This is a genomic window from Neisseria sp. P0006.S004, from assembly GCF_051963015.1.
In the GTDB taxonomy this organism is placed as follows: Bacteria; Pseudomonadota; Gammaproteobacteria; order Burkholderiales; family Neisseriaceae; genus Neisseria.
The window spans coordinates 100,483-119,593 of sequence record NZ_JBQCUS010000001.1 but is presented as its reverse complement, the minus strand read 5'-3'; the positions used below and the strand labels follow the sequence as shown (position 1 = coordinate 119,593).

At 49.6% G+C, this 19,111-nt stretch carries 19 protein-coding genes; 7 read left to right on the top strand and 12 right to left on the bottom strand.

Features of this window, described 5'->3' with window-relative positions:
• Positions 1 to 44: 44 nt before the first annotated feature.
• Positions 45 to 1,490 (bottom strand): glucose-6-phosphate dehydrogenase, encoded by a 1,446-nt coding sequence (gene zwf / locus ACTHR2_RS00565; protein WP_263341062.1) that lies wholly within the window; start codon positions 1,488 to 1,490, stop codon positions 45 to 47.
• Between the two features lie 482 nt (positions 1,491 to 1,972).
• Between zwf and edd the strand changes: the two genes are divergently transcribed.
• Both edd and ACTHR2_RS00555 read left to right on the top strand, forming a co-directional pair.
• Positions 1,973 to 3,808: a phosphogluconate dehydratase gene (gene edd, locus ACTHR2_RS00560; RefSeq protein ID WP_263341058.1), complete on the top strand. Its 1,836-nt coding sequence runs from the start codon at positions 1,973 to 1,975 to the stop codon at positions 3,806 to 3,808.
• 90 nt (positions 3,809 to 3,898) lie between these two features.
• A complete protein-coding gene (locus ACTHR2_RS00555; protein ID WP_003745733.1) occupies positions 3,899 to 4,537 on the top strand; it encodes a bifunctional 4-hydroxy-2-oxoglutarate aldolase/2-dehydro-3-deoxy-phosphogluconate aldolase in 639 nt (212 codons plus the stop codon).
• Between the two features lie 61 nt (positions 4,538 to 4,598).
• Here ACTHR2_RS00555 and ACTHR2_RS00550 read toward each other — a convergent pair whose 3' ends face one another.
• The 7 genes from ACTHR2_RS00550 to ACTHR2_RS00520 all read right to left on the bottom strand — a co-directional run bounded on the left by ACTHR2_RS00550 (position 4,599) and on the right by ACTHR2_RS00520 (position 11,765).
• Positions 4,599 to 6,203, bottom strand: a complete 1,605-nt coding sequence (locus tag ACTHR2_RS00550) for an NAD(P)-binding protein (RefSeq protein ID WP_440375231.1) — start codon at positions 6,201 to 6,203, stop codon at positions 4,599 to 4,601.
• Positions 6,204 to 6,270: 67 nt separating this feature from the next.
• Complete coding sequence (locus ACTHR2_RS00545) at positions 6,271 to 7,962, bottom strand: DUF4178 domain-containing protein (RefSeq protein WP_263341046.1); 1,692 nt, start codon at positions 7,960 to 7,962, stop codon at positions 6,271 to 6,273.
• Positions 7,963 to 8,049: 87 nt separating this feature from the next.
• Positions 8,050 to 8,433, bottom strand: a complete 384-nt coding sequence (gene speD / locus ACTHR2_RS00540) for an adenosylmethionine decarboxylase (protein ID WP_440375230.1) — start codon at positions 8,431 to 8,433, stop codon at positions 8,050 to 8,052.
• Positions 8,430 to 8,576 (bottom strand): hypothetical protein, encoded by a 147-nt coding sequence (locus tag ACTHR2_RS00535; RefSeq protein ID WP_162837292.1) that lies wholly within the window; start codon positions 8,574 to 8,576, stop codon positions 8,430 to 8,432. The genes speD and ACTHR2_RS00535 overlap by 4 nt, the downstream gene beginning before the upstream one ends.
• 1 nt (position 8,577) lies before the next feature.
• The gene (locus tag ACTHR2_RS00530) at positions 8,578 to 10,098 is read right to left on the bottom strand and encodes a DUF4178 domain-containing protein (RefSeq protein ID WP_440375229.1); all 1,521 of its coding nucleotides are present in this window, start codon (positions 10,096 to 10,098) and stop codon (positions 8,578 to 8,580) included.
• Between the two features lie 204 nt (positions 10,099 to 10,302).
• A complete protein-coding gene (locus ACTHR2_RS00525) occupies positions 10,303 to 11,316 on the bottom strand; it encodes an SPFH domain-containing protein (RefSeq protein WP_440375228.1) in 1,014 nt (337 codons plus the stop codon).
• Between the two features lie 50 nt (positions 11,317 to 11,366).
• A complete protein-coding gene (locus ACTHR2_RS00520; RefSeq protein WP_039861961.1) occupies positions 11,367 to 11,765 on the bottom strand; it encodes a DUF350 domain-containing protein in 399 nt (132 codons plus the stop codon).
• A 205-nt stretch (positions 11,766 to 11,970) separates the two neighbouring features.
• Here ACTHR2_RS00520 and ACTHR2_RS00515 point away from each other — a divergent pair, with 205 nt between their 5' ends.
• Positions 11,971 to 12,723 (top strand): CPBP family glutamic-type intramembrane protease, encoded by a 753-nt coding sequence (locus tag ACTHR2_RS00515; RefSeq protein WP_263341031.1) that lies wholly within the window; start codon positions 11,971 to 11,973, stop codon positions 12,721 to 12,723.
• Between the two features lie 73 nt (positions 12,724 to 12,796).
• Here the strand turns inward: ACTHR2_RS00515 and ACTHR2_RS00510 are convergent, their stop codons facing one another.
• Complete coding sequence (locus tag ACTHR2_RS00510) at positions 12,797 to 13,144, bottom strand: hypothetical protein (RefSeq protein WP_263341028.1); 348 nt, start codon at positions 13,142 to 13,144, stop codon at positions 12,797 to 12,799.
• A 174-nt stretch (positions 13,145 to 13,318) separates the two neighbouring features.
• Between ACTHR2_RS00510 and ACTHR2_RS00505 the strand changes: the two genes are divergently transcribed.
• Together ACTHR2_RS00505 and ACTHR2_RS00500 are read left to right on the top strand one after the other, a co-directional pair.
• Positions 13,319 to 14,209, top strand: coding sequence for a DMT family transporter (locus ACTHR2_RS00505; RefSeq protein WP_440375227.1), 891 nt, complete (start codon positions 13,319 to 13,321; stop codon positions 14,207 to 14,209).
• Between the two features lie 18 nt (positions 14,210 to 14,227).
• Positions 14,228 to 14,584, top strand: a complete 357-nt coding sequence (locus ACTHR2_RS00500) for an STAS/SEC14 domain-containing protein (RefSeq protein ID WP_263341022.1) — start codon at positions 14,228 to 14,230, stop codon at positions 14,582 to 14,584.
• A 157-nt stretch (positions 14,585 to 14,741) separates the two neighbouring features.
• Here ACTHR2_RS00500 and argS read toward each other — a convergent pair whose 3' ends face one another.
• The gene (argS, locus tag ACTHR2_RS00495; RefSeq protein WP_263341019.1) at positions 14,742 to 16,460 is read right to left on the bottom strand and encodes an arginine--tRNA ligase; all 1,719 of its coding nucleotides are present in this window, start codon (positions 16,458 to 16,460) and stop codon (positions 14,742 to 14,744) included.
• A 153-nt stretch (positions 16,461 to 16,613) separates the two neighbouring features.
• Here argS and ACTHR2_RS00490 point away from each other — a divergent pair, with 153 nt between their 5' ends.
• Together ACTHR2_RS00490 and ACTHR2_RS00485 are read left to right on the top strand one after the other, a co-directional pair.
• Complete coding sequence (locus ACTHR2_RS00490; protein WP_440375226.1) at positions 16,614 to 17,150, top strand: isochorismatase family protein; 537 nt, start codon at positions 16,614 to 16,616, stop codon at positions 17,148 to 17,150.
• A gap of 13 nt (positions 17,151 to 17,163) precedes the next feature.
• Complete coding sequence (locus ACTHR2_RS00485) at positions 17,164 to 17,664, top strand: GNAT family N-acetyltransferase (RefSeq protein ID WP_263341013.1); 501 nt, start codon at positions 17,164 to 17,166, stop codon at positions 17,662 to 17,664.
• 56 nt (positions 17,665 to 17,720) lie between these two features.
• Here the strand turns inward: ACTHR2_RS00485 and tehB are convergent, their stop codons facing one another.
• Both tehB and ACTHR2_RS00475 read right to left on the bottom strand, forming a co-directional pair.
• Positions 17,721 to 18,590: an SAM-dependent methyltransferase TehB gene (tehB, locus tag ACTHR2_RS00480; protein ID WP_263341011.1), complete on the bottom strand. Its 870-nt coding sequence runs from the start codon at positions 18,588 to 18,590 to the stop codon at positions 17,721 to 17,723.
• Between the two features lie 12 nt (positions 18,591 to 18,602).
• On the bottom strand, positions 18,603 to 18,992 hold the full coding sequence (locus tag ACTHR2_RS00475) for a PH domain-containing protein (protein ID WP_049323867.1): 390 nt from the start codon (positions 18,990 to 18,992) through the stop codon (positions 18,603 to 18,605).
• Between the last annotated feature and the right edge of the window lie 119 nt (positions 18,993 to 19,111).

Genomic DNA, 19,111 nt, shown 5'->3' with positions numbered 1-19,111 from the left:
TCAGACGGCCTTTTGTTGGAAAACAAGGCCGTCTGAAAGAAATATTATTGCTCTTCGTGCCACTTGTTGCCGTCACGTGCCAACAGCGCGCGCGCAGCTTCAGGACCCCAAGAATGGGCTTCGTAAGCATGCGGAGGCGTTGTATTGTTCGCCCAGTTTTCCAGGATAGGCATCACATATTCCCAAGCAGCTTCGAGTTCGTCACGACGGTTGAACAAAGCGAGTTTGCCGTTAATCACATCCAGCAGCAGGCGCTCATAAGCCTCGGCACGACGACCCTCTACGGCTGTGCCCAAATCCACGCCAATCGGTGTAACTTCGACTTTGTTGCCTGCACCCGGGGTTTTCACTTGCGTGTAAAGGCGGACGGATTCGGTCGGTTGTAGTTCAATAACCAAACGATTCGGCGCAGGTTGGCTGTTGTCAAAAATATGGTTTTGCAGCGGACGGAAGTTCAACACGATTTCCGCCACTTTTCCTGCCATGCGTTTGCCGGTACGCAGGTAGAAAGGTACGCCTTTCCAACGCTCGTTTTCAATTTCGGCTTTGATGGCAACATAGGTTTCAGTGAAACTGTCTTTCGGTACGTCGACTTCTTCCAGATAGCCGTTCATACCGTTTGCTGCAACATATTGGCCGCGAATAACATTTTCGTTGACGGATTCGATGGTCAGCGGTTTCAGCGATTTGATGACTTTCACTTTCTCGTCGCGTACGGCATCCGCATCCAAGCTTGCCGGCGCTTCCATAGCAGTCATACAAAGCATTTGCATCAAGTGGTTTTGCACCATATCGCGCAACGCGCCGGTAATATCGTAAAACTCGCCGCGTTCTTCCACGCCCAACTGCTCGGCAATGGTCAGCTGTACGCTTTCAATATATTTATTGTTCCACAAAGGCTCGAACATCACATTGGCAAAACGCAAGGCCAGCAGGTTTTGCAGGCTTTCTTTACCCAAATAATGGTCGATGCGGTAGATTTGTTCTTCTTTGAAATAACGGGCCACATCTGTATTGATTTGCTGAGAAGAAGCCAAGTCCGTACCCAACGGTTTTTCCAAAACCACGCGTACGTTATCAGCATTCAAACCGATTTCAGCAAGGTTTTCACAGGCTTGCGCAAAGAATTTCGGCGCAGTTGAGAGGTAGATCACGACATTTTCAGTATTCTTGCGCGCTTTTACCAAGTCGCCCAAGGTAATGAAATCGCCTTTCTTTGTCACATCGACTTTTAAATACTCGAGACGTTGGATGAACGATGCCCACGCTTCATCTGAGAAGTTTTGTTTGACATGGATTTTAGAATTCGTTTCCACTTTGGCCAAAAAGCCGGCAGTATCCAATTCGCTACGGCTTACGCCCAAAATACGACCTTCGGGATGAAGCAAACCGGCTACATGCGCCTGATACAGGCAAGGCAAAAGTTTACGCATTGCCAAATCGCCGGTCGCGCCAAACAACACCAAATCAAAATTTGTCTGTGTACTCATTGTTTCATCTCTCGTTGAGGAAGCTTGCTTCAAAACTTTTGGACTGTCATCATCTATAAAAATTGATTAGAATCAAAAGCCTTTAAGCAATAAGCAGTAAAAAACCAATCGCCTGCACCAAAATTTCAAACAAGCGGGCTAATGAGTAGTAATACTACACATGGCTACACATTTTGTCTATTCTCATTTTTACAAATTGTTTGATTTAACATAAAAGTTTGATGACTTTTACAGCTCATCGTTTTACGAATTGACTATACCTCGATTTAAATCAAATTTCTTCCACTTAGTAAATTATTTTGTAACAAAATTACAGATTTTGTACTATAATATGCGGACGCTTCGAAGAGAAAATCTTCAAATATTCAGACGGCCCATATTATTCATTCCCACAGCTCAAGGCCGTCTGAAAAACACCCAATACAAAAATCAGAAACGCGCAAACAAAATCCCTATCATATCGTTTAGCCAGGAGACCGTACATGAACCCCACTCCTATTCACCCAAAACTCGCCGAAATTACCGAGCGCATCATCGAGCGCAGCCGCCCGACGCGTGAAAAGTATCTGGCGAAAATCCGCAGCGCCAAACAGATGGGACGCTTAGAGCGCAACCAGCTCGGCTGCAGCAACTTGGCACACGGCTATGCCTCCATGCCTAAGAGCATCAAAATCGAAATGCTTCAGGAAACCGTCCCCAACTTAGGCATCATCACTGCCTACAATGACATGGTTTCCGCACACCAGCCGTTTAAAGACTTCCCTGACCAAATCAAAGACGAAGCACAAAAAAACGGCGCTACCGCCCAAGTCGCCGGCGGCACACCCGCCATGTGCGACGGCATCACGCAAGGTTATGCCGGTATGGAATTGTCGCTGTTCTCCCGCGACGTGATTGCCATGAGTACCGCCATCGGTCTGTCGCATCAAATGTTTGACGGTAGCCTGTTTATGGGCGTATGCGACAAAATCGTACCGGGTTTGATGATTGGTGCTTTGTCTTTCGGCCATATTCCGGGAATCTTCGTTCCGGCAGGCCCGATGTCCAGCGGTATCGGCAATAAGGAAAAAGCCCGTACCCGCCAGCTTTTTGCCGAAGGCAAAGTCGGCCGTGATGCCCTGCTTGAAAGCGAAATGGGTTCTTACCACAGCCCGGGTACTTGTACCTTCTACGGCACCGCCAACTCCAACCAAATGATGATGGAAATGATGGGCGTACACCTGCCTGCCGCCGCCTTCGTCCACCCTTACACTGACCTGCGCGAGGCACTGACCCGCTACGCTGCCGGACACCTCGCGCGCGGCATTAAAAACGGTACCATCAAACCATTGGGCGAAATGTTGACCGAAAAATCCTTCATCAACGCCCTGATTGGCCTGATGGCAACCGGCGGCTCGACCAACCACACCATGCACCTCGTCGCCATGGCGCGCGCCGCAGGCGTGATTTTGAACTGGGATGACTTTGACGAAATTTCTTCCATCATCCCGTTGCTGATCCGCGTGTACCCCAACGGCAAAGCTGACGTGAACCACTTTACCGCAGCAGGTGGCCTGCCTTTCGTTATCCGCGAATTACTGGACGCAGGCCTGTTGCACGACGATGTCGATACCGTCGTCGGACACGGTATGCGCCACTACACTAAAGAGCCTTTCCTCATCGACGGCAAACTCGAATGGCGCGAAGCCCCCGAAACCAGCGGCAACGACGACATCCTGCGCAAAGCCGACAACCCGTTCTCCCCGGACGGCGGCCTGCGCCTGATGAAAGGCAACATCGGTCGCGGCGTAATTAAAGTATCCGCCGTGCGCGAAGGCTGCCGCATCATCGAAGCGCCTGCCATCGTGTTCAACGACCAGCGCGAAGTATTGGCCGCATTTGAACGCGGCGAGTTAGAACGCGATTTTGTATGCGTTGTCCGCTACCAAGGCCCGCGTGCCAACGGTATGCCCGAATTGCACAAACTGACCCCACCTTTGGGTATCCTGCAAGACCGCGGCTTCAAAGTGGCGCTGCTGACCGACGGCCGTATGTCCGGCGCGTCCGGCAAAGTGCCCGCGTCCATTCACATGACGCCCGAAGCCCTGATGGGCGGCAACATCGCCAAAATCCGTACCGGCGACCTGATCCGCTTCGACTCTGTTACCGGCGAACTCAACGTCCTGATCAACGAAGCCGAATGGAACGCCCGCGAAGTCGAATGTATCGACTTGAGCGCGAACCAACAAGGTTGCGGCCGCGAACTCTTCGCAAACTTCCGCAGCATGACCAGCAGCGCCGAAACCGGTGCCATGAGCTTCGGCGGCGAATTTGCCTAAACCCTTTTCAGACGGCCTTTTAAAACAATCAGGCCGTCTGAAACCATGTTAACGACCCTATTACGATACAGTCCCCAACGGAGACCTAAAATGTCTAAACTGACCCCTCGTGAAATTCTGACTGCCGGCGCAGTTGTGCCGGTAATGGCGATTGACGACTTGAGTACTGCCGTCGATTTATCCCACGCCCTTGTCGAAGGCGGCATTCCCACCCTCGAAATCACCCTGCGCACCCCTGTCGGCCTCGATGCCATCCGCCTGATTGCCAAAGAAGTGCCCAACGCCATCGTCGGCGCAGGTACGGTAACCAATCCCGAACAGCTCAAAGCCGTCGAAGACGCAGGTGCGGTTTTCGCCATCAGCCCGGGTTTGCACGAATCCCTCGCCAAAGCCAGCCACAACAGCGGCATTCCCCTGATTCCCGGCGTTGCCACTCCGGGCGAAGTCCAACTGGCTTTGGAACACGGCATCGACACACTTAAACTCTTCCCCGCCGAAGTCGTTGGTGGCAAAGCCATGCTCAAGGCACTCTACGGCCCTTATGCCGACGTACGCTTCTGCCCGACCGGCGGCATCAGCCTGGCAACTGCACCCGAGTACTTGGCACTGCCTAATGTCTTGTGCGTCGGCGGCTCATGGCTGACTCCGAAAGAAGCCATCAAAAACAAAGACTGGGACACCATCACCCGTCTGGCTCGCGAAGCTGCCGCTTTGAAACCAAAAGCCTAATCAGGTTATAAGGTTAAAAAAAGCCGTCTGAATATGATTTCAGACGGCCTTTTTATATCAATTAAGCCAACACTTTCCGTGCCGCTTCCACACCCCAATACAAAGCCTCTTCAAATACCGAATAACTGCTTAAGTCACTGTGTGCGAACAACAATCCGCCATTTCGGTTTCTGATTTTTAATAAAGCCTCATCGCTTAAATAGCCGGGTTTCGGCACGCTCATACCATGCCCGCGAACGGTAATGTCAACATGGGAAACGTGCCGCCAAAAGCCTTCGCCGTAAGCGGTAAGCAGATCTTGGGCGGCAAGCTGGAGCAGCTCTTCGTCGCTTGCTTCAAGCAGCTGGCGGCGGACGGCTTGTGGCGTATCGTGGTTGAGCGCGGCGTAGGCAGTAAAAATCGTGCGTTCAGGACGGGCAACCCGAATAAACTGATTGGTCGCAACAACATAGCCCAGCCCTTGGCTGCCATAAACCACATTGTCCCACGCAAGTTCGCTGTTGTTTTTTTCTTTCGGGAAGCTGTGCAGTTCAAAATTAGAAACCAGCCATGGTGCGTATTCTGGGATGTCCAGACCAAATTGTTCGGGAGATTCAATAATGCGGGCGGCAACCATCAGCGGCATGGCGGAGATAACGTGTTGTGCGGTGACGGCAACGGTTTCGCCTTTTGCATTATCACGCAGCCACACTTCAATCCGGCCGTCTGAAAGCGGTTTGATTTTGACGGCGGAAGCATTAATTGAAGCAGGCTTCTCCAAACGGATACGGTTTTCAGACGGCCATTGCCAGCCTTCCTGCAAACCGGCATGACGGCGCAGGTTTTCGGAAAGATGTGCCAAACCTTCGGGCCAAGTGAGGACGGTTTCTGCATTGTTGCGGGCAGCAAAATAATGCAATCCGGCAAAGGCAGACACTTGCCCTATCCCTTGCCCGTAATCATCGCGGCAACAATAATCTAGATACCATAAAAGCTCGGTCGAGTGGTAACCTTCTTGCTCAAGCCATTGTTTAAACGTCAGATTATCGAGTTTGCGCCATGTTTCATCTGTCGATGACAGCGCAATTGGAATGGCAAAAATTTTCTTACCGTCATTGCCGTAAGCTTGTTTTAGACGGCCGATTAAATCAAAAAACCGTTTGGAATCCGCATCTTCTTTCGGCAATAAATGTTCCACCCATTTATCCTGATATAAGAGGCGCGATTCGGGCGCATAGACCAAATCGGTTTCCCTAAAGCTGCCGTCCGACTGCAAAATACCGAAATTCTCCAACATCTCGCGCACATACACGCTTTCTTTCGACGGCAAAGCCAAATAATGCGCACCACTCGGCGCTTTCAGGCCGTCTGAAGACGTATAGGCGGCATTGTTGCCATTACGTTCAAACCCTTCTGCCAACAATACATCGCGGTGATGATGCTTCGCCAAATACCACAACGCCCCCAAACCCGCCGCACCGCCACCGAGTATCAACGTATTGCATTCATAACGACTGGTCGGCGGACTGAGCAATTCCCCGTCGCGCAACAAATGCCCCAACGGCAAGCCGACACGGTTAATAGAAACCGGCGGTTTATGGTTGAGGTATTTGTAAGTCTGCCAAGAAAAAGCAGAAGCAGCGCCAAGCGCGGCGGTATAGCTGAGAAATTGACGGCGGGTTAGCATGTTTTATAAAAAGGTCGTCTGAAAAAATAAAAGTAAAACGGTACAACGAGGTTAATCAGGTCTCGCGTTATTTATGTCCTGCCGAATAACCATGATAGGAACTGCCTGAATGCGATGAGTCGCTGTCTTCCGCTTTGACATAGTTGAACAAGACGGTAAGAAAAATGATGAAAGCAAAGAAAATAATCGTCCCTCCCCGTTCTTCTTCATAATCACGATCGTTTTTATATCTGTCAGAAACCCATATCCATACCAACGCACACAGACTGACCACTATACCGACAGGACTACGTAGATGCGGTGACAGCCAGGCCGGAAGGTTGACGATGATAAGAATCAGCATAGCAATGATACGGGCTACATTATCTCTACTCCCAACATTTCTATTGTCTCCCTTCAGCCAGTAAGAGAGCATCTCCTTAGTATCAAAAGACAGGCCGAATGCCTTTCTCATTTGACGGTAAGACACAGGACTGCTTTTACTCCAGACTATTTCATCCTTGCTCTGCTCAGAACACAGAATGACATTCCGGCCATAACTTTTCTTGCCGCTATATTCCTTGTAATGAAGCAAATCGCCTTGTTTGACTTTCCAATAAAAAGCACCAGCCGCTGCCTCGACCTGCCCGTGGTAATGATCAATCAACATTTCACCGGCAGGATTGCCACTTGAATCAAAGTCCGGCCATGTGTGTAAAGTTTCTGACAGCCGCCAGCGTTTTCCAGACTCAATCAGCCAGGCAAACCCTTGTTGCGTGTTATAAAGTAGATATTCCGTCCAGTATTCAGACTGATTTTGGTTATAGGACGATATTTCGGCAAATCTTACAGCCCCGATAATCAGATATTCTGTATCGTTCAGACGGCCTTTCGTACCTATGGAAAGCGTGAACAGGTTTTCTTGTTCTTTCCTTTGGGCATTTGCCTCCATCAACGCAACAGTATCTTTTGTCGTGTTCAAACTGCTGCCGCAAGACTGACACAAAAGGAAAGAAGTAACACCCCTTGGCCAATGAACAGGAGAGCCGCAATGCAGGCAGTTTTCAGAAAGAATCTCTCCTTTCAGACGGCCTGCACTTTCACGGATTTCATCATCACTGCGCTTATTTTCCAGCTTCAAACTGTCCAAACTGACTATGCGTCCGAAGTAGGAGTCCATTGGAAAAGTCGAATAATCCAAGGTCAAAAACAAATTGCCGCGTCGCCAGTCGCAAACCTCGCCTGTCGCTTGATTCCCAGATAAATTGAACGGCAATTCGCCTTGCGCATCAGTATCACGGTAATGTATGGTGCGGACGTCTGACGCAATAAAGGTTTGGCCATTAAAGACCAACGAACTGGAGCCAGCTTTCACCGACTTAAAATTTTTCGGCCCCCGTCTCCTCTTCTGGGAAAGCAAACAAGTCATCGCATATAAATCGCCAACCTCGGAAAGCCAGCCGGTCTGCCCGTCATCAAACAAGACATACCATTCATTCCATGCGCCGACATCGTAATGCACCTGCAATCGCCCAATCAGCGTAAATTTCCGATCATCAAAAACGCCTCTCGTTCCAATCTGCAACGGACTGAAATCTTCCAGCAACGCAGAATCACGCCCTGAATTGACAACAAAATATCCGCTCCTCCCCTTACCGATTCTAGCAACCAGCATACTGTGACAATGGCCACACACCAGCGTCACGGCAGTAGCGGAATACGCCTCCACAGGCGCACCACAGCTTGGGCAATCGGTTTTAAAAAAAGGCGTTTTTTCCATATAACGTCAATATTTCAGTTTAATCAGCACAAGGTTTAAGGCCGTCTGAAAACGGATTGAATATGCTTTCAGACGGCCTGACAGATTTTATTGTTCAACCGATGGTTGTACATCGTCCAGTATGCCTTCGCCACGTTGCACAACCGTCCAAACAGCCCTTGCTGCCGCCAACTCTCTACACAAGATTTCCTTCACTTTTTCCAATTTCATACCGCCGCAGATAAATGCGTCTATAGCGGCGAAGCGGTGTTCAGGCCAAGTATGGATACTGATATGGGACTCGGCGAGCAGTAAAACGCCGGTTACGCCGCCAGCGCCGCCGAAGGTATGGAAATGTTCGGTCAATATGGTGGCTTCTGCAGCTTGTGCGGCAGCTGCCAAAGCAGTTTTCAGACGGCCTTCATCTTTTAAGATGGCTTCATCGCAGCCATATAAGTCCAATAGACCATGATTACCGGGGGCATGGGTCATTTATGGCCTCCGGAATAACCGCTGCCGCCGTAATAGCCTCCGGAGTGCATACGCGAGCCGTCGGAGTCGGAAGAGCCGTAGCTGATAATCATGGAGATGACGATGATGATGGTGCTGAAAATGATGTAAGTGATTCTCGACATGTTAATCCTCGTCCTCGTCTTTTTTGCCCATGGCCCACAACAACCAGCATCCTACAAAGATGACGGAAAGTGCAGCAGAGCTGTCGCCGGTCAAAAGCGCAGGGAGATTGACGACAACCAGGATGGCAGTCATTATAATTCTTAATGATTTATCAATGCCGTCCACCGCCATGTTTGCAGTGTAATGCGGAGCTTGGCTGGTCAGATTAAACGCGTCTGCAATTTCCCGATAAGCAATTGGGGCACTTCTAGTCCATGCCATTTCGTGACTGTTTAGTTCGGAGCCAATCTTACGGCTTTGCCCGTCTCGGTAATCGCTGTAATAGTTCAAATCACCGCTTCGAACACGCCAATAAAACGCGCCGCTGGCAATCCTGACCCGTCCGCCATAGTCATAAAGTTTGCCATAGCCTTGCGGTTGGCGGTTGCGGTCGAGGCGCGGCCAATCATTCAAGGTTTCAGAAATATTCCAACCTTCATCAGCTTCAACCAGCCATAAGAAACCCTGTGTAGGGTTGTAAAGCAGATACTCTGTCCACTGCCCTTCTGGTGCCAATGTATGTTTGGCACCTTTAAACAAGTTATCAAATGTTTCCTGCGTATCTGTTTCTAAATATCGGATTGCGCCGATAACATGAAATTCTTTATTTTTCAGGCGGCCTGTCAAGCCGACAGGCAGAGTAAACATCGTATTTTGCGACAAACGCAGATTGTTCGCGGTAATAAGTTCCGCTTTATCTTTGCCGACTGCCAATTCGCTGCCGCAACTTTGACAGTTCAGATGGGAAGTCAGCCCGTTTACCCAATGAATGGATGAGCCGCAGTTAGGACAGTTTTCTGAAGTAATACTGCCTTTCAGACGGCCTGCGCTTTCTTTAATTTCATCTTCGTGGCGCGTGTTTTCCAGCTTCAAATCATCTAGGTTTACCATCCGCCCGAAGAAGGCTTCGGGTGTTTCATTGTTGTAATCGAGCGTGATGAAAAGGTTTTCGCAACGCCAGTCGGAAACCCGATTTTCTGTATCTTCTTTCAAAACAAACGGCAATTCGCCCTGCGCGGCGGCGCGTTTCAAGCTGATTTTGCGGACATCGGAGGCAATATAGTACTTATCTTGGAAAGTCAGCTCGCTAAATCCGGCTCGCGTGTCTTCAAATTTCGGCGGATTATCGATTTCGACCGGCATGGTCATCACATACAAATCGCCCGCCTCAGAAAGCCAACCGGCTCTGCCGTCGTCAAACAGCGCATACCATTCATTCCACGCACCATCGTCGTATTGCACCTGAAGCCGTCCGACCAAGGTAAAACGTTGAGCGACAAATGTGCCGCTGGTTCCGATTTGTAAAGGACTAAAATCTTCCAGCAATGCGGAATCACGGCCAGAGTCGACAACGCCGTTATCTTGCCGTACCAGCATGCTGTTGCAATAACCGCACACCAGCGTCACGGCAGAAGCAGAATGCGCTTCGACAGGTGCGCCGCAGCTTGGGCAGTCGGTTTTGAAGAAAGGAGTGTGAGACATGGGTTTGCTTTTTCAGAATGGGTTGGAGTGTTTCAGACGGCCTTAGCGTTTCTATCAACTGGTTTTATCCATGATTTCAGATTAGAAACAAACCAAATCGCCGAACGGACTCAATCAAATGACTAGAAAGGCCGTCTGAAACCTTTTCACAGAAGCAGCTCAACGCTTCTTTTGAATGATATTTTTCAGACGGCCTTCAATTGATTAACCAATCAGCTGCTTCAACACTTCAGCCTTGGCTTTATCAAAATCTTCTTGCGAAATCAAACCGCCATCCAGCAAAGACTTGAGTTTCACCAATTTCGCCTGCGGATCTTCGGCAACCGGCTGAGCATTTTGCTGAGCCTGTTGCGTATTCGGCTGCATCATGCTAGACATGGCACCTGCCATCGCCTGACCAATACCGGCACCCACGCCCAAACCTGCACCGATTCCGGCAAGTCCGCCTTCATTTTGTGCCGCAAGCGGGATAGATTCGGCGGTTTGATATTGGGTGTAACGTCCCAAATCGCCGATAACACCCATCGAAATTTTCTTATCCAACGCAGCCTGAATAGTCGCAGGCAAGGTAATGCTTTCAACAGTGAAGTTTTCCAGCGCCAAACCCAGCTTGGCAAATTCAGCGCCAAGCAATTCGCCGATTTTTTGCGACAGCAAAACTTGGTTCGCCGCCATATCCAAGAATGGGATACCGGAGCTGCCAAACGCGGCCGCCAATTGGGTGACTGCAATATTACGTAGCTGGTTTTCCAAGTCTACACCGCTGTATTGCGCCGCCACGCCGCTGACTTCTTTGAAAAATTTTGCCGGATCGCTGATGCGGTAAGAATACATACCGAACGAACGCAGTTGCACCGCACCAAACTCGGCATCGCGCACAGTAACTGGTTGGGATGTACCCCATTTTCGTGCGAGCTGTTGTTTAGTATTGAAAAAGTAAACATCTGATTTAAACGGAGACTCAAAAAGCTTGTCCCAGTTTTTCAAGTTGGTCAGCACTGGCAGTGTTTGCGTATTGAGCGTGTAACGCCCCGGACCAAACATGTCGGCGGTCACGCCTTCATCGACAAACATCGCCATCTGCGCCTCACGCACAGTCAGGCTCGCACCGTTTTGGATCTCCTCATCGGCAATCGGAAAACGCCACATCAGCAGGCTGTCATCGGGATTCGGCCATTGAATGACGTCGATAAACTGTTTCTTGATAAAGTTGAACATTTCAACTCCTTATAAAATAAATCGGGATACAAAATTCAAGGTATGGGTATTCAAGTCAAGCAAGCAGCGTTCAAAATGCCAATCGAGATGGACACTGCACCAAACAACGCGCCGACGGCAACATTGTTGCCGATGAGTTCTGCGGTAGCGCCTTTAATCATCATTGTCGCAGCGAAATAGACAAAAATCTGAATTACGGCTGCGGCAAGGGCCCACAGGATAAAATCGATGAAGCTGACGCTGTGGGCAATACTTGAAGCCAGTGTCAGACAAAAACCGACCAAAGCACCGCCAAACGACAAGGCGCAGGCAAGGTTGCCGTTTTTAATCAGGCGCAATTCTTCAACGGGTGTAATCCGCAGATATACGGCAGCAAAAACAACGGTCATGGCGATACCTGCCAACATGTATTGCAGGTAGAGCAGATATTGGGACAGAGAAATACTCACGATAAGATTCCTTGGTTTGCAATAAAGTGATTATGCCATATTTTTGAAGATAAACCCTTCGGAAAATATGGCATTTTTAGAAGCACTTCAGGCCGTCTGAAACGGTCTGATTTTTAATTCATGTTTTATTGTGATAATTGTTGACGATTTTTGTATGTTTATGTAACTATTGCGCACCGCTATTTATTAGAGCAAAGAGGAGAATATGAGCATACTCGCTGCCATCCGCCCTAAAGAGCCTTTGCGCCATCTGCGCTGGTTTGACATGCTGATTGTGACCGCTATCCTGTTCGGTCAATTTGCCTACCGTTCTACCCAACTTTATATTGCCAGCCTGATGCCGCAAGTGGAAACAGCCGCTGTTGCCGAAGAGGCGCGCGATACTGCGGTAACCGGCGTGGCTTATTCTGAAAACATGAGCCTGCAGTTGACGCTGCTTGCTATTGCTCTGATTTACCTCGTTATCCGCCGTTTCGACTTTAAGCAGTTGCCAATTCGCTTTAATTTAGGCGTATTGTTTTGGACGCCTGTGATTTTTATCCTGATGGGCTTAACTGCCGATGCGGTAACTTCATTAAGCGGCGGCTACAATTACTTTACCACTGAAATCTTCCAATACATCAAACCATTATCCATCTTCGATAAATTCGCTGCCCTTGCACCGATGGCCATCCTCTACGGCCTTTTAAACGGCTTTTATGAGGAATTCTGCTTCCTCGGCCTTTTGACCTGCGTGAAAGACAAATACAAATGGCAGGCATTGGCCTATTCGACCTTGGTGCGCATCTCCTTCCATACTTATCAAGGCATGCTTTGGGCGACCGTTATCGGCGTTGTTTTTGGCTTGATGTACTACTTCTTCTACAAATACAAAGTCAAAAACCTGCTGCCGTTTTTCCTGATTCACGCCTTGGCAGATATCTTCGGCTCCGGCTTCATCTATTTGATTTGCGCTTAATGGCAATGGCTGACTGAATAAACAAGGCCGTCTGAAACATCATTTTTCAGACGGCCTTTTATCATCTATCGGTTTACTTAATCAAAGTAATTGCCACATCGGCATCTTCGGTTGCAACGGCCTCAATCACTGCATCGCCGCCAAACCGCAAAACCGAGCCTGCGCCGACAGTATGTTTTTCAGTCTGATTCAACGTCACGTCAAAACTTCCTTTTCCAACGGCAAAAATCAGTGTTTTAAAACCCGGATGATCGTGCGGCTTAATCTGTTCCCCTTTTTTCATATCTTTCTTAACGACCATGTAATTTTCGCCGCTGAAAATCTTACCGTTTTCGGAAGAAACCTCTCCCAAAGGCGCGGCAGAAACAGCAACGGAAAACAAAGCGGACAGCAATACAGCAGAAATATTGGCAACTTTCATGACAAGCCTTTCTTAAAAACAGAACCCTCATTCTATAAAAAACCACTTCATTATTCAATAATAATTCTTATTTCTAATAAAAAGGCCGTCTGAAACCCAACGATATTTTTCAGACGGCCTGATTGACCTGTATAATATTTTCTTATTAATAAAATCGCTTTACACACCCATCAAATGGAAACCGTCAGAAAAGATCCGCTCGGCTCGGCATGGATGGTTATTGCCGCGCTCGGCTTTACCGTCATGAACCTCTCCATCAAAGCCGCCTCAACGCAATTCGGCTTTTCCAGCGGCGAGCTGGTCTTTTGGCGCATGCTGGTCTCCACCCTGTTCTTAGGCATCATAGCCAAAGCGCAAGGCAACACGTTTTCCACGCCGCATTGGAAAACCCATCTCAACCGCAGCGTCATCGGCACGCTTGCCATGATGTGCACGTTTTATTCCGTCATGCACCTGCCGCTGGCAACAGGCGTCACGCTCAACTACACGTCTTCCATCTGGCTGGCTATTTTCTCATTTTTCATTTTAAAAGAAAGAATTACGCTTTATACCCAAGCCATTTTGGTTATGGGCTTTATCGGCGTTATCCTGTTGCTCAACCCATCTTTTCAAGGCGGACAGGAATTTGCCGCGCTGGTCAGCTTGGCAGGCGGCGCCATGTCGGGCTGGGCGTATTTACAGGTGCGCGAACTCTCGCTTTTAGGCGAACCGGGCTGGCGCGTGGTGTTTTACCTCTCGCTTACCGGCCTGATTATGGGCGCAGTCTGGAGCACCATCACAGGCTGGCATCCGCTGACCGTCTCTTCCCTGCCCTATCTGGCCGGCATCGGCATCTCCGCCATGATTGCACAATTGGCCATGACCCGCGCCTATAAGGTCGGCAAGAAATTTACCGTTGCCTCGCTTTCCTACCTGACCGTCGTTTCCTCCGCCCTATCCGGCGTACTGCTTTTCGGCGATAAAATCACTTGGCAGGAAGCCGCCGGCATGGTTATCATTGTTGCAGGCGGCGTGTTCAGCAGTTTTACTCCGGCCTCAATCAAAAAATTTCTGATGAAGCAATAATTTAACAAGGAGAACACCATGATTTCCATCCGCGAACAATCTTACGGCTTAAACGTAGCGCTGTACAACGAGTTCACTTTGGACGATTTCCGCCAATTGGAAGAAGCCTTGTTGGCCGCAAAACAAAAAGTCCATCTGCCCGACATCCTGTTGGACTTGTCCATGCTGAAAGACTTCACCATCGATATGGCGGTCGAACAAATCAAATTCCTCAACCAACATGAAACCGACTTTGGCCGCGTTGCCGTCATTACCGACGACATCTGGATCAAACTCGGCGCGCGCCTTTCCAGCCTCTTGACCAACCAACATCCCAAATATTTCAGCAATGCTACCGAAGCACAGGCTTGGTTGTTGGCAAGCAATTTGAAATAAAGACAAGGCCGTCTGAACGCATTACCTGAGCAAATTCAAAACCGCTTAGGCTCAAAATCAACGGTATCACAATATTTTTCAAAGCGTCAAAAAGGCCGTCTGAAACCTTGCAACCTGCAAAGTTTCAGACGGCCTTTCATCGTTTTTATTCAAAAACTTACATCACATCCAATACATCAATGCCCAGCAAATCCAAGCCTTGTTTCAGCATGTCGCCGGTCAGCTTCGCCAGTTGCAGTCGGCTGTTGCGGGTTGCACCTTCTGATTTCAGGATTGGGCAGGCTTCGTAGAAACGGCTGAACAAGGTAGCGATTTGATAGAGGTAGGCGGCGAGGTAGTGCGGATACGCAGTATCTGCCACGCTTTGCAGCACGTCTTCAAATTTCAGCAACTCGACGGCCAGTTGTTTTTCCAAAGGTTCGGTTAAAACGGTTGGCGCATTTGCGTCCCATTCGCCTGCTTTGCGAAACACGCTTTGTACGCGTGTGTAGGCGTATTGCAGGTAAGGGGCGGTATTGCCCTCAAACGAAAGCATGGCGTCCCAGTCGAACACATAATCGCTGGTTCGGTTTTTGCTCAAGTCTGCGTATTTGACCGCACCGATGCCGACGGTTTTGCCGATTTTACCTGCCTCGTCTGCACCCAATTCAGGATTTTTCTCTTTCACCAAAGCGGTGGCGCGCTCAACGGCTTCAGTCAGCAGATCAACCAGTTTTACGGTGTCGCCGCTGCGTGTTTTGAACGGTTTGCCGTCTTTGCCCATCATGGTACCGAAGCCGATAAACTCGGCTTTTACATCTTCCGGCAGATAGCCTGCTTTGCGGGAAGTGGTAAAGAGTTGCTCAAAGTGCAGGGCTTGGCGGTGGTCGACGACATACAACAGGCGGTCGGCATGAAGCGTACCGACGCGGTAGCGCAAACACGCCAAGTCGGTGGAAGCATAAAGGAAGCCGCCGCCTTGTTTTTGTACGATAAATGCGGCAGGTTCGCCCTCTTTGTTTTTAAACTCGTCCAAGAACACGACTTTCGCGCCGTCGTCTTCGACTGCCAAACCTTTTTCGACCAAATCATCGACTACGGGTTGCAAATCGTCGTTGTATTTAGATTCGCCCGCCACGTCTTCAGGGCGCAGTTTCAAGCCCAGCGTGTCGTAAACGGCTTGGGCATGCGAGAGCGAAATATCGACAAACTGTTTCCACAACGCCAAAACGGTTTCATCGCCGCCTTGCAGTTTCACAACGTATTCGCGCGCGGTGTCGGCAAAGGCAGGATCTTCGTCAAAGCGCACTTTGGCGGCGCGGTAAAACTGCTCCAAATCCGCCAGTTCAAATGCAGCATTGTCTTTTTGCTGCTCGACCAAATAAGCGACCAACATGCCGAATTGCGTACCCCAGTCGCCGACGTGGTTTTGACGGATAACAGTGTTGCCCATAAATTCCAACACGCGTGAAATGCTGTCGCCGATGATGCTGGAACGCAGGTGGCCGACGTGCATTTCTTTGGCCAGATTAGGCGAAGAATAGTCGATAACGACGGTTTGCGGTTTGTCGGTTTTCGCTACGCCGAAACGCGCGTCGTTCAAGGCCGTCTGAATGTTTTGCGCAAGGAATTCAGGGCGCAGGCGCAGGTTGATGAAACCCGGACCGGCTACTTCCGCGCTTTCAATCACGGCGTTGTCTGCCAATGCTTCGGCAACCTTTTGCGCCAACTCGCGCGGATTTTGTTTGGCTTTTTTCGCCGCACCCATTACGCCGTTGATTTGGAAATCGCCGAAGTCGGGATTTTTTGCCGCCTGCAATACGACGGGGCTGTCGGACAAACCGGCAGCGGCAAAGGCTGCTTGGGCTTCACGTTCGACGGTTTGGTATAAATTCATGTTGTCGGTCTCTATCAATTCAAATCAGGCGGTATTTTAAAAGAATTTCGGGCTTTAAAACAGGGCAAGCTGCAATACTTTTCCAGCGGCTTGTTATATGATTGCATTCTGATTCAACGATTTTGCTGTAAAGGCCGTCTGAAAGGAAAAGCCATGAACCCCAAAAATACGCTTTGTCTGATTGTCGATATTCAAGAACGCCTGCTGCCCGCCCTTTCCGGCACGGACAAAATGTTGGAACGCTGCCGCCTGCTGATTCAAGGTTTGACGGCTTTGGACGTACCCTCTGCCGTAACCGAACAATATCCGAAAGGTTTGGGCAACACCGTATCCGCCGTATCGCTGCTGTTACCCGAAGGTACGCCTGTTGTCGAAAAAAACCAATTCTCGGCGTTTTTGCCCGAAATTCAGGAAATATTACGCAAAAACGACATCAAAAACGTTATTTTGGTTGGAGCGGAAGCGCATATCTGTATGCTTCAGACGGCCTTGGATTTGAAAGCGCAAGGTTATACTGTGTTCCTGCCTTTTGAATGCACCGCCTCGCGCACAACGGCCAACCGCGACAATGGTTTGGCGCAAATGAGCCGTCAAGGCATTATCGTTTCCAATGTCGAAAGTATTTTGTTCCAACTGCTCGGCGATGCCAAACATCCGGCCTTTAAGACTATCTCCAAACTGATTCAATAACAGGCCGTCTGAAATGCAATACACCATCCGCCCTGCCCTGCGCCAAGACTTGCCCGCCATCGTCGATATTTACAACAGCACTGTGGCCACGCGCCAATCCACGGCCGATTTGTCGCCGACCACGGTTGCCGAACGCGAAATGTGGTTTGCCGCACACACGGACAAACGCCCGATCTACGCCCTTTACGATGCCGACGGCACCGTATTGGCCTGGGGCAGTTTCAGCGACTACTATCCGCGCTACGCCTACCACATCAGCGCGGAAGTCAGCATTTATGTCCGCCACGATATGCGCGGCGCAGGCGTGGGCAAAATCCTGTTGCGGCACATGCTCGAACGCGCGCCGTCCTTAGGCATCCACAACGTCATCGCGCTTGTGTTCGGCCACAACTATCCGAGCCTGAACCTGTTTCACCGTTTCGGTTTTGAAGAATGGGGGCGGCTGCCGCAAGTCTGCGATTTGGAAACCATGTTGGCAGACGTGGTGATTTTGGGTAAAAAGATTGTGGATTGATTACGACAAAGGCCATCTGAAAACTGAATTCAGACGGCCTTTTTACGGCAAAACCTTTATTCCGGTTTCTTCGCCAGCATGGTAACGAATTTAAACTGAATCGGATTGCCGAATTCGTCTTTCGCGTGCATCGAACCCAGCTCTTCCTTGTATTCCACCAATTCCCAATCCTTATAGTATTCGCGCAGTTCGTCCTCGCTGAATTTGAACGGGAACGGCATCGGGCAAGGGAAATCTTCCGTATCCATCGCAGAAACGATCAGGTTGTAGCCGCCGGGGTTGGTGTGTTCCTTCATATTGGCAATCACGTCAGGAACGTAACGCGGCATCAGGAACATAAACACCACAGTTGCCACCATATAATCGAAGTTTTCCTGAATATTGGCGGCATTGAGGTCGTATTCAAACGCGCGGACATTCAACTCTTCAATACGCGCCAGCTCTTCCACGTTTTGAACCGCGTTCGGATTATTATCGACAGCGGTAACGTCAAAACCTTTCAAACCCAGATACAGCGCATTACGGCCCTGACCGCAGCCCATATCCAAAACCTTGCCGACGGGCACGATGCCTTCGGCGGCACGGACGGCCGAATGTGTCGCGCTCATGCCGTATTTCTTATTGAAATAGTCTGCTGCCTCGCAGTAAAACGACAGTTGGATTTCCGTGTCTTGCGTTTGCGGCGCGATAAAATGCCATGCTTGCGGATGGATAATCCAATCGCCGCTCTCAGGCGTCAGCTCGTGCGTGGCCGTAATATTGCCCGCTTCGTCCAATTCATTGAAGTTCAGACGGCCTTGGAGGACATTGAGGCAGCCCCAAGTACCGGCGGCGGTATTGTGTTTGGACAACAAAGCTTCGGGAATCTCGTCCGCCGTCCACACCGGCATCTGTTTGTAACAAAACAATTCTTGCTGTTCGCTCATCATATTTCCTTTCTATTTTGACGGTTTCAACACAGCTTCTGCCAAGGCTTTTTGAATGGCAATCACGCTCTTGTCGCTTTTAAACTGCAAGGTTTCAGTCGGCACTTCGCTGGAAGAAACCCAAATCTTCAGCTCGGCATCCAAATCGAAATGACCCGAGGTTTCCACCGAAAAGCGCGATACGGAACGATACGGAATCGAACGGTAAGACACTTTCTTGCCGGTCAAACCCTGTTTGTCCACCAACACCAGCCGATATTCGGTAAACACAATCAAATCGCGCACCAGGCTGAATGCCATTTTTACCTGTTCGCCATCAATCAGGATATTCGCCAAATCGCGTTCCACCGCATCGGCGTCTTTTTGCGAAGCATTGCCCAAAAGGCCGCTGAACAATCCCATATCTGCCTGCTTTCTATACGAGTGATAAGTGCAGGGTATTTTACACGTGCAAACCGTATTTGCCGATATTTCAGACGGCCTTATGTTATGATACCGCCTTATTCGACAAAGACATGCCC

Excerpts from the sequence above, each read along its gene's own strand:
- ACTHR2_RS00505 (WP_440375227.1), top strand. The coding sequence starts at position 13,319 with ATGGAAACCGTCAGAAAAGATCCGCTCGGCTCGGCATGGATGGTTATT.
- edd (WP_263341058.1), top strand. The coding sequence starts at position 1,973 with ATGAACCCCACTCCTATTCACCCAAAACTCGCCGAAATTACCGAGCGC.
- tehB (WP_263341011.1), bottom strand. The coding sequence starts at position 18,590 with ATGAGCGAACAGCAAGAATTGTTTTGTTACAAACAGATGCCGGTGTGG.
- ACTHR2_RS00535 (WP_162837292.1), bottom strand. The coding sequence starts at position 8,576 with ATGTCGAGAATCACTTACATCATTTTCAGCACCATCATCATCGTCATC.
- ACTHR2_RS00515 (WP_263341031.1), top strand. The coding sequence starts at position 11,971 with ATGAGCATACTCGCTGCCATCCGCCCTAAAGAGCCTTTGCGCCATCTG.
- ACTHR2_RS00545 (WP_263341046.1), bottom strand. The coding sequence starts at position 7,962 with ATGGAAAAAACGCCTTTTTTTAAAACCGATTGCCCAAGCTGTGGTGCG.
- argS (WP_263341019.1), bottom strand. The coding sequence starts at position 16,460 with ATGAATTTATACCAAACCGTCGAACGTGAAGCCCAAGCAGCCTTTGCC.
- ACTHR2_RS00525 (WP_440375228.1), bottom strand. The coding sequence starts at position 11,316 with ATGTTCAACTTTATCAAGAAACAGTTTATCGACGTCATTCAATGGCCG.
- ACTHR2_RS00485 (WP_263341013.1), top strand. The coding sequence starts at position 17,164 with ATGCAATACACCATCCGCCCTGCCCTGCGCCAAGACTTGCCCGCCATC.
- ACTHR2_RS00510 (WP_263341028.1), bottom strand. The coding sequence starts at position 13,144 with ATGAAAGTTGCCAATATTTCTGCTGTATTGCTGTCCGCTTTGTTTTCC.
- speD (WP_440375230.1), bottom strand. The coding sequence starts at position 8,433 with ATGACCCATGCCCCCGGTAATCATGGTCTATTGGACTTATATGGCTGC.
- ACTHR2_RS00500 (WP_263341022.1), top strand. The coding sequence starts at position 14,228 with ATGATTTCCATCCGCGAACAATCTTACGGCTTAAACGTAGCGCTGTAC.
- ACTHR2_RS00555 (WP_003745733.1), top strand. The coding sequence starts at position 3,899 with ATGTCTAAACTGACCCCTCGTGAAATTCTGACTGCCGGCGCAGTTGTG.
- ACTHR2_RS00490 (WP_440375226.1), top strand. The coding sequence starts at position 16,614 with ATGAACCCCAAAAATACGCTTTGTCTGATTGTCGATATTCAAGAACGC.
- ACTHR2_RS00550 (WP_440375231.1), bottom strand. The coding sequence starts at position 6,203 with ATGCTAACCCGCCGTCAATTTCTCAGCTATACCGCCGCGCTTGGCGCT.
- zwf (WP_263341062.1), bottom strand. The coding sequence starts at position 1,490 with ATGAGTACACAGACAAATTTTGATTTGGTGTTGTTTGGCGCGACCGGC.
- ACTHR2_RS00530 (WP_440375229.1), bottom strand. The coding sequence starts at position 10,098 with ATGTCTCACACTCCTTTCTTCAAAACCGACTGCCCAAGCTGCGGCGCA.
- ACTHR2_RS00475 (WP_049323867.1), bottom strand. The coding sequence starts at position 18,992 with ATGGGATTGTTCAGCGGCCTTTTGGGCAATGCTTCGCAAAAAGACGCC.